The sequence below is a fragment of the Saccharopolyspora hordei genome (genome assembly GCF_013410345.1).
Lineage (GTDB): Bacteria > Actinomycetota > Actinomycetes > Mycobacteriales > Pseudonocardiaceae > Saccharopolyspora > Saccharopolyspora hordei.
Window position 1 is genome coordinate 1,261,681 of record NZ_JACCFJ010000001.1, and the last position, 12,522, is coordinate 1,274,202.

A 12,522-nucleotide genomic window follows, 5' to 3' on the forward strand; every position below is an offset into this window, starting at 1 on the left:
CACGACCCGTCAGGTGCGGAGGTGGTGGCGTCCGGTGGGCCGGTCGTCCGCGGTGGGGTCGGGGAACCGGGGTCGCGGTGGGGGTGCGGGAGGCGTCGGTGGTCGCTCGCGGGCGCGTTCGGCTTCGACGGCGGCGATGAGGTGCCAGACGGTGCAGTCGCCGTCGCCGGTCCCGGCGTGTTGGCCGGTGGCGGAACGCGGCACGCGGATCGGGAGGTGGGTGGCGAGCAGGGCGAGGATGAGCAGGGTGAACAGCACGAACGTGCTCAGCTGGATCCAGGGCATGACGGCGTCCCTTCCTCGGTTCGAGATGGTGGGGGTGTGGAGCGGCGGCGCGATCGCCGCTGCGGATCAGGTGCGCTCCGCCAGCAGGCGCCAGCAGTCCATGCAGGTGCGCTCGCGGATCCAGTCCACTTCGGACCGGTCGTGCAGCTCGGGAGCTGCGGTCCTGGCTCCGCAGAACGCCTCCACCTCGGCGTCCGGTGGTGCCTTCGTCGCTGCGATGGGGAAGGCGTGACGACCACCCGTCACCGGCCGCCACACGTAGGTCAAGTACCCGGACATCCCGGCTCCTTTCCGTCGTGATGTGGCAAGTTTTGCCAACTGTCTGGCAAGTGATCAATTACACGAAGGTGGGAGATCAGGAGGGCGGCGAGACCTTCGTAAGCTGAGCTCATGGTGGACACCCCGAGAGCTCGTGCTCTGGCGAAGGAACTTCGAGCTGCTCGAAGTGCTGCGGGGTTGAGTGCGCGCGAGCTCGCTCGTGCGCTCGGCTGGTCGGAAGCGAAGGTCAGCCGCATCGAGACCGCTCAGCGTGGGGTCAAGGTCGATGCCGTCAGGGCCATGCTCGACGTGCTGGGTGTTGAGGGCGAAGACCGAGAACGGCTGGTCAAGCTGGCCCGTGATGTTCGCGAGCCGGCTTGGTGGGAGCTGGGGCGCAACCTCCCGCACCAGTTGACGGCGCTCATCGACGCCGAACAGCGGGCGAAGTGCATCACGAACGTCTCGCTCAACACGGTCCCAGGTCTGCTGCAGACCCGGGCTTACACGAGACAGATCATGGAAACGGGCAACGTCCCGGATGAGGACCTGGAGGATCACGTTGCGATCCGCCAGATGCGCCAAGGCATCCTGAGCAAGCGGGAGCCGGTCGAGTTCCGCACGTTCCTCGACGAGACGGTGCTGATGCGCCCGATCGGCGGGGCGAAAGTGATGGCAGAGCAGGTCCGCCAGGTGCTCTACGCAGACGAGATGCCGAACGTCAGCGTCCGTGTCTTGCCTCTTGACTTGGGTGCGCATGCAGGGCTGAGTGGCACTTTCGTCCTCATGGAGTTCGTGGCGTCCAGGCCGCTCGTTTTCCTGGAAGGGCGCAGCTCCGGTGCGTTCATCGACAACCCCGAGGACGTGCAGCTCTTCTACGAAGCGATCGAGAACATCGACGCGCAGGCTTCTGATGTGTCCGCTTCGAAGGAGATACTGACGAGGTACCTGGAGAAGTACGAAGGCGAGGCGGAATGACGTACGTTCTGGGTGGCTGGCGGAAGTCTTCGTACAGCGGAGCTCAAGCCGACTGTGTCGAAGTCGGCTGGTCGTCCCACGGTGGTTCGCCAAGTGACTCTGTCGAGGTGGTGGGCGTCCGCGACTCGAAGGACCGGGACGGGGCTGTGCTGGTCTTCCCGCGGCGGCAGTGGGCGGCGTTCGTCTCGGGCCTGCGGGAGCGTGGCTAAACCTCCTCGCGCCCGCCGACTGCTCTCGGACGGTGGAGATCGCGCTGGACGATGATCCGGCTCTCTTGAGCTAGGCGCTGGTCACGGGCAGTGGAAACTTCGGCTAATAATGTTGTGCACACGTGCATGATCAGGTGTACGGCCAGCTCGGGCGAGGTGCCGTGGAGACCTGCGGGGTGTGCTCTGCTTCGTTGGTGAGGTGCGTGGTGTTCGTCTCGGATTTGCGGGATCGTCGCTGGTAGCCGGGGCTGTTCGCGCGATCCGCGGGAGAAGTTCTGCGAACGTTGTCCCTCTTCGGGGCGGCCTCTTGTACTCTGCGTCCGTGATCACACCTGTGTGTGACCTGCCATGATCATGTTCGGGTAGGGGGAGTCCGTGACGACAGGGTTGGAAGGCATCGCCGCTGGCGCCAGCGCGCTCGCCGGGCAGGCCGCGGGCCTGCGCGCTGCAGTCGACAGCGGCAAGGTCGTGATGACACCCGAGGCCGCCGAGCGCGTCGCCAAGCTCTACGAGGACAAGGCTGACGACGTCAGGAAGAAGAGGTTCCGCACCGACCGTCTTCTCGCGAGGTCCGCTTTCGGCGACTGCAACATCGGGCGTGCCCTGGGGCAGAAGTTCGAGGACAAGGTAAACGCTCCTGAGGTTGGCCTCGTAGCGATCTTGGCGAAGACGGAAGAGATCCTGCGGAACATGGCGCAGGCCTACCGGGACTCCGCGCGGGAGATGCAAAACACGGATGAAGAGCACGCTCGCAACCTGAACCGGAACGTCTGATCTAGTGGTGGTTATGCGTAAGACACGACTTGCCGTCGCCGTGGCTGGGACTGCTGCGGGGCTTCTCCTCGCTGGGTGTGCCTCTGGTGGCGGGAACGATGGCCAGACGACAGCTCCTGAGCAGAAGAATGTTCTGGCGAACGTCGACCCCTGCAATGTGCTGTCGGCTGACGAGCTCCAACAGCTCGGTGTGACTGAGCCAGGAGAACCCGTTGACCAGGGCGTTGGTGAGCAGGGTTGCGACTTCGACGCGGACTCCTACGCTTTCGCGATCTACAAGGGTGAGAATGACAGCCTCGCCTACTGGAAGGGGCAGCGCGACAATTTCGCGATCTTCGAAGAAAACAAGGTCGGCTCGCGCAACGGCATCAAGCAGGTCACTAAAGGTGCTGTTGGGCAGAGCACGTGCAACCAGGTCATTGAGGTCGGTAGCGGGTCTGTGACTGTCCAGTTCGGGTTCGACGCGGACAACAAGCAGAGCGACGAAGCGACCTGCGCCAAGGCCATGGAGATCGCGCAACTTGTCGAGCCGAAGCTGCCGAAGTGAGAGCTAGTCGAGGGGGAACTTCATGGTTGACTTCGGGGTCATAAGCGACGGCTTCTCCAGGATCACCGGGATCGGTGAGACGCGAGCCGAGGAGCAGCGCCGCCGCATGGCGGAGGAAGCTGCCGCCGCCATCCAGAAGCGCGAGCAGCAGCTGACCAAGCAGCAGGCGGGTCTGGATATCCAGGGCACTGACCCGGCTTCGATCACCCAGCACGACAACTGGAACGACTGGGACCACGCTCGGCTCTACAACCAGCTCGGGCAGTCGCTGAAGCCGGACCAGATCAACGAGTCCGGTCAGGCCTGGGTGAAGCTCGGGGAGTCGATCGCTCAGATCTTCGCCGACCTCGAGCCAGAGACCCGCAAGGCCGCTGGTGATGAGCTCCAAGGCGAAGCGGCCGAGGCCGGTCTTAATGCTGCGAAACCGCTGCAGGAGTGGGGCCAGCAGTTCGGCGATGCCGTGCGCGGCACTGGGCTGAAGATCCAAGAGGCCGGGAACGCTGCGGCCCAGACCAAGATGACCATGGAGCCCCCGAAGGAGTTCGACGGCTTCCGCTTGGGCGTCCGAAGCATCATCCCGGGCGGTGGCGTCGTCGACGTTGCTCAGCAGCTGATGGAGCAGCGGGAGGCTGAGCAGAAGGCTCGGCAGCTCGTGCAGAACGTCTACGCCAACGGCTACCAGGCCGTCGACAGCAGCACGCCCGCGTTCCCCCCGCCTGTCGACCCGTTGAACCCGCCGCCCCCGCCGGACCAGGGGCGGAGCACCACGCAGGGCATCTCCTCCACGCCGTCCGGCATCTCCGGCAACCCCACCGGGGGCGGCACCGTGCCGGGTGGCGGGAGTGTGCCCAGCGGCAGCGTTCCCAGTGGCTACACGCCTCCGTCGCAGACCGGTTCGCAGTGGGCCGGCCAGACGCCGAACCTGCCCGGGGGCGGGCACGGCATGCCGGGGCCCGGTAGCAACGCGCCCGGTGGTGGCGGTGGCGCCGGCTTCATCGGCGCGATGCCGCCCGGTGCCGGCGGTGCCGGTGGCATGGGCGCTGGTGGCCGTGGCGGTCTCGGTGCCGGTGGTGCCGGTGCTCGCGGGGCCGGTGCCGGTGGCGCGATGGGCGCCGGCGGTCGTGCTGGTGCCGGTGGGCCCGGTCTGGGCGCTGCCGGCCGTGCGGGCATGGGTGGTCTCGGTGCCGGTGGGGCTGCCGGTGCTGGTGCCGTGGGTGGCGCCGCGGGCGGTGCCGCTGGTCGTGGTGCCGGTGGCATGGGTGCCGGTGCCGGTGCTGCTGGTCAGCGCGGCCAGGGCAGCGAGGACCAGGAGCACGAGCGGCCGAGCTGGCTCGAGGAGCAGGACGACATCTGGTTGGACGACATGCCCAAGACCGCTCCGCCGGTCTTCGGTGACTGGAGCAGGTGACGGGGGTAGGCGTGTCCGAGCGTTGGCTGTTGCCACCGCTGTGGTTCGACTTGTGCTGGGAACTGGGTGGTTTCGACGAGTACCCGTTCCCGATCGCGGTGCGTTCGCACGGCGCGACGCTGGAGGAGCGCGCCGTGCTGCGCCAGCGCGCCATGCCGGAGATGCAGGCCGCGGGGCTGCTCAACGGCAACGGGCTGGCGCCGCGGTTCGCGCAGGTGCTCGCCCAGCTCGCCAAACCCGGCCTGTGGGTCGAGGGGATCTGGCTGCCCGACGCGACCACCGAGTCGCCCGTGCGGCTCATGTCGGTGGCCACCGAAGAAGGCGCGCTGCTGCTCGTGCAGGACTCCGGCGAGTCCCAGAGCTACGGCGGTGACCTGCGGATCTCCGTGCACCCGCGGACGTCCGTGGTGGCGGCGGCGCTGCAGGGCATGCCCCCGGCGCCGCCCGGCAAGCGCCCGCGCCTCGCCGTGCCGTGCGCCGACCTCGCGGAGGAGCAGAAGTCCGCTCCGGACGAGAACTTCGAGGAGATGGACATGATGCAGTCGGCCACGCCCGCCCGAGCCGGCAAGTCGCCCGCCGACACGCTGCGCGCCGCCCTCGACGAGCAGCACGTCCGGGACGGCCAGCTCGTGGTGAACATGCGGGACCAGTACGGCCGCACGCGCCGCTCCCAGGTCCTCAAGTGGTTCGACGCGTCCGAACCCGACGGGCGCTACGGCCTCACCCAGCAGCAGCGCCCCGGCGTCGGGCCCGAGCTGGTGCTGGCACCGCTCACCCCGCAGGACCTGGGCCGGGCCCTGGAGAACCGGGTCGCCGAAGTCCGCTCCGCCGCCTGACGCTGCCGGACTCCTGCGCCCGGAACGTCCGCTAGGTTGAGCGCGGAGCCGCCGGTCGGTGCACCGTCGTCCGGACACGCCCGGTCCTCGGCGATCGCACAGCGTGCTCGATTCGGGGCAGACTGTTGGTGCGCTCGCCCCCTCTCCCCCTAGGGTGCTCGAGGGGAGTCGGCGCGTCGGGGTGGTCGGCGGTCGGACGACGACGTCGCCAGGGCGGCGCTCCGGCGACGGTGAAGGAGTTCTGGGTGTCCCTGCACGTCTCGATCGACTTCGGCACGTCGAGCACATGCACGGTGGTCTCGGTCGGCGGCGCCGAACCACAGGTCGTGGTCATCGACGGCCAACCGCTGGTCCCGTCCGCGGTGTTCGCCGCGGCCGACGGCACGCTGTTCGTCGGCCACGAGGCCGAGCGGCAGGCAGCGGTCGACCCGGCCCGGTTCGAGCCGCACCCGAAGCGCCGCATCGACGAGGGCGAACTGCTGCTCGGCACCACCGTGCTCAAGGTCGGCGACGTGATCCGCGCCGTGCTGCAGCGCGCCGTCGGCGAAGCCCGGCGCTTCGCCGGGGGCGCGGCCGTCGACCTGCTCGTGCTCACCCACCCCGCCGACTGGGGATCGGTCCGCACCGCCGAGCTGCGCCAGGCCGCCGCCGGGCTCGGCAAGGAGATCGTGCTCGTGCCCGAGCCGGTCGCCGCCGCGGTCTTCCACTCCGCCGGGCACGGGCTCCCCGACGGTGGCGCGCTCGCCGTGCTCGACCTCGGCGGCGGCACCGTGGACGCCAGCGTCGTCCGCAAGCAGGGCGCGTCGTTCCAGGTGCTGGCCACCCGCGGCGACCCGAACTTCGGCGGCGCCGACATCGACCAGGCCCTGCTGGAGCACATCGGCACGCTCGTCTCCGGCACCGACCCCGACGCCTGGACCAAGCTCATCGAGGGCCGCGAGATGGCCGACCGCCGGCGCGGCCGCGTGGTGCGCCAGGACGTGCGCGGCGCCAAGGAGACCCTCTCCCGGCACACCTACACCGACGTGCCGATGCCGCCGCCGTTCTCCGACGCGCACGTCACCCGCGCCGACCTCGAATCGCTCATCGCGGCCCCGCTGGGCAAGGCCGCCGACCTGGTGCTGACCACGCTGCGCGAGGGCCGCGTGCCGCGCCAGCAGCTGGCCGGGGTGTTCCTCGTCGGCGGGTCGAGCCGGATCCCGATGGTGTCGCGGCTGATCCACGAACGCACCGGCGTGGTGCCCACCACCCTCGACCAGCCGGAAACCGTCGTGGCGCGCGGCGCGCTGCGCGCGGTCCGGCTCGACCCGGAGCGCACCGGGGGCCTGGCGCCGGCCGGTGCCTGGGCCGGGACGACGACGGTCCGCTCGGTGCCGAGGCCCGTCCCGCCCCCCGCCGTCACCGCGGGCGATCCGCTCAGCCGCGCCCGCACCGTCGTCATCGGCGGTGGCGACGCCACGGTGCCGGTCGCCAAGCCGCAGCGCCGCGGCGGCCGCACGCTGCCCTGGCTGATCGGCAGCGGCGCCGCGGCCGTGGTCGCCGCCGGGGTGGTCATCGCGCTGCTCTTCGCCAGCAACGGGCCGGACGCCGCCGCCGAGCAGCAGGTGGTGGCCTACGACTACCGGTTCAGCTACCCCGGAGACTGGGAGCACGTCGGCGGCGACGCCTCGAAGTTCCAGACCCTCGTGCAGCCCAAGGACGGGGACCAGGGGTCGATGATCGCCGTCGAGGAGGGCCGGCTCGGCTTCGACACCGACTCCGACCGCTCCCGCGCGGTGGAGATGCTGCGCGCGGAGTACGAGCAGTCCGTCGCCGCGGGCAAGCCGTTCTCCGGATTCACCGCGAACGGCAGTTTCGGCGGCAAGGAAGTGGTGTACTACCAGGAGGTCCTGCCGGAGACGACCGTCGAGTGGTACACGCTCTACCGCGGCCAGTACAAGGTGAGCGTCGGCTGCAAGTACGCGCCTGCCGGCAAGGACGTCGTGCGCCGCGCGTGCGAGCGGGTGGTCCGGACGCTGGCGGTCGGCTGAACCCGAGCACCGCGTTCCGCGCTCGGTGCGCGAGGACCACGGGTGAATTCGCTCGCACCAGCCGGGCGGGGAAGGCTCCACATGGACGCAGCAGAAGGTTCCGTCCGCTCGTTCCGCGCCGAAGTCGCCGCCGCGGTGGGCCGCGCTCACCGGGCCCGCGCCGAAGCGCACCGCCGCGCCACCGATTTCCGGGCGACGACCGACCAACTGGTGGAGCAGCGGGGCGCGACCGCCGAGGGGGAGCAGCGCGCGGCGGCGTTGGCGCACCGCGACCGCATGGGACTCGCGGTTCCCGAACTCACCGCAGCAGTTCCGAACGAGGGGTCCACTGCGGACACCCAGGACGCCGCCGAGAAAGCGCACAGGGACGAGGAATTGCAGGACCGCGCCCCGTCCGACGGCAGCGACCTCGATTTTTCGCAAGCGCACATCATGCGCTGACCTGCGGTTTCCGCGCACGACGTTTACATCAGCAACGGGTTCGGCAGAAATCGGGGACAACCGGGAACCGATCGTGGCAATGTCTGCGTCGCAGGTTCATCCGAACTTGATGACGAGCTCGAAGGGGGTCATCCGAAGATGGCTGGGATTGGTGCGGACACCGAGGCGATCCAGCAGGCTGCGGTCGACATCGACGAGGCGCGCAACGCCGTGGAGCAGGCGCTGCAGCAGCTGAGCAGCCAGCTGGAGGGCCCGGTCACGAACTGGAAGGGCGCGGCCGCGGACGTCTTCCGGAAGCTGATGGAGCAGTACGAGGAGAGCGGCAAGAAGATCATCCAGAAGCTCGACGAGCTGGGCCAGAACGTGCAGTCCTCGGGTCAGGACTACGCGCAGACCCAGGAGGAGCAGGCCCAGGAGATCTCCAAGATCGCCAGCCTGCTCGACGGCTGACGCTCCCGCGAACGCACACTCCACGTTCATCAGCACGAGCACTCGAGGGGATAGACAATGAGCGAGATCAACGTCAACTTCGCGGAGCTGCAGCAGGCTTCCGATGACCTGCAGGCCGCGGCCCAGAAGATCCAGGCCGAGCTCGACGACCTGGAGAGCAAGATCCAGAAGCTGGTCTCCACCTGGGAGGGTGAGGCCCAGGAGGCGTACTACGCCGCTCAGAAGGAGTGGGACGAGGAAGCCGCCAAGATGCAGGAGACCGCGGCCAAGATGGGCATGGCGGTCGGTGCCGCCAACGAGGCCTTCCAGGCCGGTGAGAAGAAGAACGCCAGCCGCTTCGGTGGCTGATCTCACGCGATGAGCGCCTGAAGCGGCCCCGGCGATCGCCGGGGCCGCTTCGCTGCTACATTCAACTCGGCGATCTGCCTGGTCAACGTCCTCGCCCCCGCTACCGAGGACCCGTTTTGACCGGGCCAGAAGCCACCAAGTACCCTCATTCTTTGTTGTGCGGTGCGCGGCTGCAGCTCGCGCCAGCGGACCGGGTCTGCGGACCACGGTCCCGGCGGCGGTGCTGGCGGACGCGCCGATCCCCCGGAGGGGTCGGCCGACGTGATCGAGACGGGCTCCGCACTGACGATTCCGACGCGAACGACGAGGTAGACCCGTGCGCACGTACAGCCCGAAGCCCGGCGAGGTGACCCGCGCCTGGCACGTGATCGACGCCGAGGATGTTGTGCTCGGCCGGTTGGCAACTCAGGCCGCGACGCTGCTGCGCGGCAAGCACAAGCCGACCTACGCACCGCACGTGGACACCGGCGACTTCGTCGTCATCATCAACGCTGAGAAGGTTGCCCTCACCGGCAACAAGCGTGAGCAGGCGTTCCACTACCGGCACAGCGGTTACCCGGGTGGTCTGCGCAAGCAGTCCTTCGGTGAGGTGCTGGAGAAGCACCCCGAGCGGTTGCTCGAGAAGGCGATCAAGGGCATGCTCCCGAAGAACAAGCTCGGCCGGGCCATGGGCAAGAAGCTCAAGGTCTACGCCGGTCCGGAGCACCCGCACCAGGCCCAGAACCCGCAGCCGTTCGAGATCAAAGCGAAGGTCCAGAAGTGACTGACGAACTTCAGCAGGAAGAGGCAGTGAACGCCCCGGAGGAGACGGTGGAGGCCGCCGAGGCTCCGGCGCCGGTCCCGGTGCCGAGTGGTCGCCCGGTGCAGACCGTCGGTCGCCGCAAGGAGGCCGTCGCCCGCGTCCGGCTGGTGCCGGGCAGCGGCGACTTCAAGCTCAACGGCAAGCCCCTTGAGCAGTACTTCCCGAACAAGGTCCACCAGCAGCTGGTCAAGGAGCCGCTGGTGACCGTCGAGCGCCTCGAGGGCTTCGACGTGCTGGCCACCCTGCGCGGCGGCGGCCCGTCCGGCCAGGCGGGCGCGCTGCGCATGGCCATCGCCCGTGCGCTGGCCGCCAACGACGCCGACGACCGTCCGGCGCTGAAGAAGGCCGGCATGCTCACCCGTGACGCGCGGGAGAAGGAGCGCAAGAAGTACGGCCTCAAGAAGGCCCGCAAGGCGCCGCAGTACAGCAAGCGCTGACGCGAGAGCAGACACGGACCGCGGGAGCAGTCGACAGTCCACAACGGACGCGGCTGCTCCCGCAGTCGTTTGCGCAGCCGATCTCCCCGTCCGTCGTTGGACATCACGGCTCCGCCGGTGCGCGGTCACGCGCGGTCGGCCCGCGGGGGGGACCTCGGCGGTGCGAGCTGTGAACGTGCTCACCAGAATGAGCAGGCGGCGCACGTCGACCGCGGGACGGGCGCGCCGATGGACGAGGAGGACTTGCTGCTGATGTCTCGGTTGTTCGGCACCGACGGGGTGCGTGGGCTGGCCAACGACGACCTGACCCCGGAACTGGCCATGTCGGTGGCCGCCGCGGCAGCCCGGGTGCTCTACGACCGGGACGGCTCCCAGCGCCGCGTCGCGCTGGTCGGCCGCGACCCGCGGGCCAGCGGCGAGATGCTGGAGGCCGCCGTCACCGCGGGCCTGACCTCGGCCGGGGCGGACGTGCTGCGGGTCGGCGTGCTGCCCACCCCGGCGGTCGCGCACCTGGTGGCCGAGCTCGGCGCGGACCTCGGGGTGATGATCTCCGCCTCGCACAACCCGATGCCGGACAACGGGATCAAGCTCTTCGCGGCCGGCGGGCACAAGCTGCCGGACGCGGTCGAGGACGAGATCGAGGCGCGGCTCGACGAGCAGGTCCAGCGCCCGACCGGGGTGCACGTCGGCCGGGTGCGCGACGTGCCGGACGCGGTGCGCCGCTACGTCGACCACCTGCTCGCCGCGGCCCCGCAGCCGCTGAACGGGCTCAAGGTCGTGGTGGACTGCGCCAACGGCGCGGCCGCGACCGCGGCCCCGGAGGCCTACCGGCGGGCGGGTGCCGAGGTGGTGGCGATCAACGCCGAGCCGGACGGCCTCAACATCAACGACGGGGTCGGCTCCACGCACCTCGAGGTGCTGCAGGCCGCCGTGGTCGACCACGGCGCGGACCTGGGCGTGGCGCACGACGGGGACGCCGACCGCTGCCTCGCGGTGGACGCCTCCGGCGCGGCGGTGGACGGCGACCAGATCATGGCGATCCTCGCGGTGGCCATGCAGGAGTCCGGGGAGCTCACCGACAACACGCTGGTCGCGACGGTCATGAGCAACCTCGGCCTGCACCTGGCGATGCGCGAGCAGGGCGTCACCCTGCGCACCACGGCGGTCGGCGACCGCTACGTCCTGGAGGAGCTGCGCGCCGGTGGCTACGCCCTCGGCGGCGAGCAGTCTGGCCACGTCGTGCTGCCCGGCCACGCCACCACCGGGGACGGCCTGCTCACCGCGCTGCGCCTGATGGGGCGCGTGGCGGCCACCGGCACCCCGCTGGCGTCGCTGGCCAAGGTGATGCGTCGGCTGCCGCAGGTGCTGATCAACGTCCGGGTCGCGGACAAGGTGGCGGCGGTGGCCTCGCCCGAGGTCATCGCGGCGGTGTCGCAGACCGAGACCGAGCTGGGCGAGACCGGGCGCGTCCTGCTGCGCCCGTCCGGCACCGAGCAGCTGGTGCGGGTGATGGTCGAGGCCCGGACGGAGGAGAGCGCGCAGGCCGCGGCGGAGCGTTTGGCGGAGATCGTTGCCGCAAACCGGTGATCTTGTGACGTGAGTCTCTCACGGATGGCCGATCTGTGAGATCCTGCTCACATGGGTGCCATCGTTGTCGCCATGATCGTCGGGCTCATCGCTGTCGGGCTCGTCGTCGGTCTCGTGATCTTCTCCGCAGTCGCGCTCGTCGGCGTCAAGGCCGTCAACGCCGCGCACGAGGGGCGGTCCAAGTTCGTCAACCGACGACGCCGGAGCTGATGCGACCATGCGCGGACGGTTCTTCGGCGATCTGCTGATGGTGCTGGTGGTCCCACTGGTGTGCATGCTCGTGGGGGCCTTCGTGCTGGCCGTCGTCCTCGCCCAGAGCTGGGGACTGGGTTTCCTCCTGCCCACCGGCGGCGGGTACTGAGGCTCCTGCCGGCGCGGGGGCCGCGTGCTGCTCGGATCCGGGGTTCTCCTGTCGTGCGTCCGGGGGCGTCCGATAGGTTCTGCGGGCGGAACCGATGACGGGAGGGGCCGGTGTCTGTGGACTTTCTGCTCGTGCTCGTGGCGGGCATCGTCGCTGGAGCGGGCGGGGGTGTCATCGTCGGGTTCGCGATGACGAAGGAGAAGGCGCAGCAGTTCCCGCCGCCGGGCATGCCGCCGTACCCGCCGCAGGGTCCGTACCGCCAGTGACTCCCGGGGGAGGGAATCCGTGATCATCGCGCTCGTGCTCGGCGTCCTGCTCGGCGGTGGCGCCGGCGCCCTGGCCGCGTTCCTGATCGTCAAGAGCAAGCGCGGCGCCGCGCCGCAACCGATGGGCTACCCCCAGCAGGGCTTCGCCCCGCAGCCCCAGCAGTTCCCGCCGCAGCCCCCGCCGGGGTACGGCCAGCCGCCGCAGGGTCCGCCGGGCTACGGCCAGCCACCGCAGGGTCCGCAGGGGTACGGCCAGCCGCCGCAGGGCCCGTACCCGCCGCAGTGACGGGCGAGCTCTCCTGGAGGGATTGCACATGATCGAAATGGTCCTCGTCGCCGTGGTGTTGGGTGGCGCGGCCGGTGCCGGTGCGGGCGCCGCGGTGGTGCGGATGACGAGGAACCGGGGCTCGTCCTCGGTGCCCCCGCCGCCGATCGGCTACGGGCCGAACCCGTACCAGCGCTGACCGCCCCCAGGGGGCGTCCTCGGCGGGATCGCGGAACGCGTCAC

20 protein-coding genes are annotated in these 12,522 nt (G+C 69.9%); 18 read left to right on the forward strand and 2 right to left on the reverse strand.

What is annotated here, in order from left to right; all coding sequences use genetic code 11:
- Nucleotides 1-9: 9 nt before the first annotated feature.
- On the reverse strand, nucleotides 10-285 hold the full coding sequence (locus HNR68_RS05965; protein ID WP_179718437.1) for a hypothetical protein: 276 nt from the start codon (nucleotides 283-285) through the stop codon (nucleotides 10-12).
- Nucleotides 286-351: 66 nt separating this feature from the next.
- Nucleotides 352-564: an HC3 family zinc finger protein gene (locus tag HNR68_RS05970; RefSeq protein WP_179718439.1), complete on the reverse strand. Its 213-nt coding sequence runs from the start codon at nucleotides 562-564 to the stop codon at nucleotides 352-354.
- Nucleotides 565-675: 111 nt separating this feature from the next.
- Here HNR68_RS05970 and HNR68_RS05975 point away from each other — a divergent pair, with 111 nt between their 5' ends.
- From HNR68_RS05975 to HNR68_RS06060, 18 genes are all read left to right on the forward strand, one after another.
- Nucleotides 676-1,518, forward strand: coding sequence for a helix-turn-helix domain-containing protein (locus tag HNR68_RS05975; protein ID WP_179718441.1), 843 nt, complete (start codon nucleotides 676-678; stop codon nucleotides 1,516-1,518).
- Nucleotides 1,515-1,727, forward strand: a complete 213-nt coding sequence (locus HNR68_RS05980) for a DUF397 domain-containing protein (RefSeq protein WP_179718443.1) — start codon at nucleotides 1,515-1,517, stop codon at nucleotides 1,725-1,727. Before HNR68_RS05975 ends, HNR68_RS05980 begins: the two co-directional genes overlap by 4 nt.
- Nucleotides 1,728-2,102: 375 nt before the next feature.
- Complete coding sequence (locus HNR68_RS05985) at nucleotides 2,103-2,501, forward strand: hypothetical protein (RefSeq protein ID WP_343049962.1); 399 nt, start codon at nucleotides 2,103-2,105, stop codon at nucleotides 2,499-2,501.
- Between the two features lie 13 nt (nucleotides 2,502-2,514).
- On the forward strand, nucleotides 2,515-3,048 hold the full coding sequence (locus tag HNR68_RS05990; protein ID WP_179718445.1) for a DUF3558 family protein: 534 nt from the start codon (nucleotides 2,515-2,517) through the stop codon (nucleotides 3,046-3,048).
- Nucleotides 3,049-3,070: 22 nt separating this feature from the next.
- Nucleotides 3,071-4,456 (forward strand): PPE domain-containing protein, encoded by a 1,386-nt coding sequence (locus HNR68_RS05995; protein ID WP_179718447.1) that lies wholly within the window; start codon nucleotides 3,071-3,073, stop codon nucleotides 4,454-4,456.
- 11 nt (nucleotides 4,457-4,467) lie between these two features.
- On the forward strand, nucleotides 4,468-5,292 hold the full coding sequence (locus HNR68_RS06000) for an ESX secretion-associated protein EspG (protein WP_179718449.1): 825 nt from the start codon (nucleotides 4,468-4,470) through the stop codon (nucleotides 5,290-5,292).
- A gap of 245 nt (nucleotides 5,293-5,537) precedes the next feature.
- Nucleotides 5,538-7,322: a type VII secretion-associated protein gene (locus tag HNR68_RS06005; protein WP_179718451.1), complete on the forward strand. Its 1,785-nt coding sequence runs from the start codon at nucleotides 5,538-5,540 to the stop codon at nucleotides 7,320-7,322.
- Between the two features lie 42 nt (nucleotides 7,323-7,364).
- A complete protein-coding gene (locus HNR68_RS06010; protein ID WP_179718453.1) occupies nucleotides 7,365-7,763 on the forward strand; it encodes a hypothetical protein in 399 nt (132 codons plus the stop codon).
- A gap of 138 nt (nucleotides 7,764-7,901) precedes the next feature.
- Complete coding sequence (locus HNR68_RS06015) at nucleotides 7,902-8,213, forward strand: WXG100 family type VII secretion target (protein WP_179718455.1); 312 nt, start codon at nucleotides 7,902-7,904, stop codon at nucleotides 8,211-8,213.
- A gap of 57 nt (nucleotides 8,214-8,270) precedes the next feature.
- Complete coding sequence (locus HNR68_RS06020; RefSeq protein ID WP_179718457.1) at nucleotides 8,271-8,561, forward strand: WXG100 family type VII secretion target; 291 nt, start codon at nucleotides 8,271-8,273, stop codon at nucleotides 8,559-8,561.
- Between the two features lie 316 nt (nucleotides 8,562-8,877).
- On the forward strand, nucleotides 8,878-9,324 hold the full coding sequence (gene rplM / locus HNR68_RS06025) for a 50S ribosomal protein L13 (RefSeq protein WP_179718459.1): 447 nt from the start codon (nucleotides 8,878-8,880) through the stop codon (nucleotides 9,322-9,324).
- On the forward strand, nucleotides 9,321-9,800 hold the full coding sequence (gene rpsI / locus HNR68_RS06030; RefSeq protein WP_380573834.1) for a 30S ribosomal protein S9: 480 nt from the start codon (nucleotides 9,321-9,323) through the stop codon (nucleotides 9,798-9,800). Before rplM ends, rpsI begins: the two co-directional genes overlap by 4 nt.
- 252 nt (nucleotides 9,801-10,052) lie before the next feature.
- Nucleotides 10,053-11,387, forward strand: coding sequence for a phosphoglucosamine mutase (gene glmM, locus HNR68_RS06035; RefSeq protein WP_179718461.1), 1,335 nt, complete (start codon nucleotides 10,053-10,055; stop codon nucleotides 11,385-11,387).
- A 51-nt stretch (nucleotides 11,388-11,438) separates the two neighbouring features.
- Nucleotides 11,439-11,597, forward strand: coding sequence for a hypothetical protein (locus tag HNR68_RS06040; RefSeq protein ID WP_179718463.1), 159 nt, complete (start codon nucleotides 11,439-11,441; stop codon nucleotides 11,595-11,597).
- A 7-nt stretch (nucleotides 11,598-11,604) separates the two neighbouring features.
- A complete protein-coding gene (locus tag HNR68_RS06045) occupies nucleotides 11,605-11,748 on the forward strand; it encodes a hypothetical protein (protein ID WP_179718465.1) in 144 nt (47 codons plus the stop codon).
- A gap of 110 nt (nucleotides 11,749-11,858) precedes the next feature.
- Entirely contained in the window at nucleotides 11,859-12,014 is a 156-nt protein-coding gene (locus tag HNR68_RS06050; RefSeq protein WP_179718467.1) for a hypothetical protein, read from the forward strand.
- 19 nt (nucleotides 12,015-12,033) lie between these two features.
- A complete protein-coding gene (locus HNR68_RS06055; RefSeq protein WP_179718469.1) occupies nucleotides 12,034-12,300 on the forward strand; it encodes a hypothetical protein in 267 nt (88 codons plus the stop codon).
- A gap of 28 nt (nucleotides 12,301-12,328) precedes the next feature.
- The gene (locus HNR68_RS06060; protein ID WP_179718471.1) at nucleotides 12,329-12,478 is read left to right on the forward strand and encodes a hypothetical protein; all 150 of its coding nucleotides are present in this window, start codon (nucleotides 12,329-12,331) and stop codon (nucleotides 12,476-12,478) included.
- The last annotated feature ends 44 nt before the right edge of the window (nucleotides 12,479-12,522 follow it).